The following is a 1,438-nucleotide window of genomic DNA, read 5'->3' as shown; positions in this document are numbered from 1 at the left end:
CAGTTCAGACTAACACACCACGCTCAATGTCAATCAGCACGAAGCTTTATCAATAACATGCTTTATTTCGCTAGGTGGCTAACTTGTACTTGCAATTTGTCATTAAATGAGAATACCCATCCTCTTAAATATACTAAAAAATATAATAAAGAGTATACTGGTTTTAATGGTGATTGTGATAAAGAAGTTTATCCTATGTATAATTACTTAAATTGGCAAGAGGATTTTAGAAGTTCAGTTAGAGGAGAAACTATGAATTCTTTTTCGACAACTTTTCATAGAGCTGTTTATTTATCAGAAAATAGGATTGAAATTTATGAAGAAATAGGAATTGATGATAAAAAAGATTTGAAAAAACAATATGATTTATTACTAGAAAATAATAATTATCAAAAATTTAGTGTGATTAGTAAAAATCTAAAAGAGTTTGAACGTTTTGCTCAATTAACTCAAACGATTGGAGATTTTACTGTCTTACCAAATTGGATGAATACAGGAAGAGGTTGTAGTAAGACAATATTTGATTATTGGGATTTAACATTAAAAAGTTTATATGAGTTTCTTTTCCCTTTAGATGCGTGGGAAACGTTTGTGAATAAATACTACTTACATCCATTTTTGGATAAGAATCTAAAACCTATGGAATTTTGGGATAATCATTTTACTAGTTGTTTATGGCAGAATAAAAGTACACACGGTTGCAGCGCAAAAGCGCATAGTCCCGCAAATTGCTTAAGCTATAATAAAAAGCCATTGCGGGCAACCTGAAATTCCTCTAAAGTTATGGTTCTGACAACTATAACTGGAGGTAAGAAAGGCAATGCTCACAATGACCGATATTAATACTATCAGAAATCTACGGAATAATCACGATAAATCCATTCAACACATTTCAAATGAATTAAATATAAATTGGCGAACGGCTAAAAAATATGCGGATAACGACCTGATTCCAAAACCGAAAACACGCAAGAAAACCGGTATGATGTATACAGAAAAATGGGGTGGCATCGTAGCTCTTTGGCTGTCGGAAGATGCGAAATTGCCGAAGAAAAAGCGCAGAACGGCGGAAACAATGACGGCTGATTTGAAAGCGGATGGTTTTCCAGGATCCTACCGGACCGTATGCATCTTCATTCAAGACTGGAAAGCGACTCATTATCTAGAAACACAAGAAGATCATGGCTTTGAACGACTCGAACATCCACCAGCGGAAGCACAACTCGATTTTGGCACGATGGAAGTTTGTCATGACGGCGCGTTTAAGGATGTAAAGGTATTGGTGATGACCTTCCCTTTTAGTAATGCCGGCTTCGCCGTCACTCTCCCTGCTGAAAATCAAGAATGTTTGCTGGAAGGCATGAAAGAACTTTTCCGGCAAGCAGGTGGTGTTCCGCGAAAAATTCGAATTGACAATATGTCAACTGCCGTAACGCAA

The 1,438-nt window shown here is 36.2% G+C and carries 2 pseudogenes; both read left to right on the top strand.

The features are described from left to right. Window positions 1-768, top strand: a pseudogene (locus ACFSR0_RS10975) (hypothetical protein); the annotation flags it as partial. Window positions 769-820: 52 nt separating this feature from the next. After that, a pseudogene (locus ACFSR0_RS10970) lies at window positions 821-1,438 on the top strand (IS21 family transposase); the annotation flags it as partial.

The sequence above is a fragment of the Enterococcus camelliae genome, from assembly GCF_042685105.1.
Lineage (GTDB): Bacteria > Bacillota > Bacilli > Lactobacillales > Enterococcaceae > Enterococcus_G > Enterococcus_G camelliae.
This window is presented reverse-complemented; position numbering and strand designations above follow the sequence as displayed.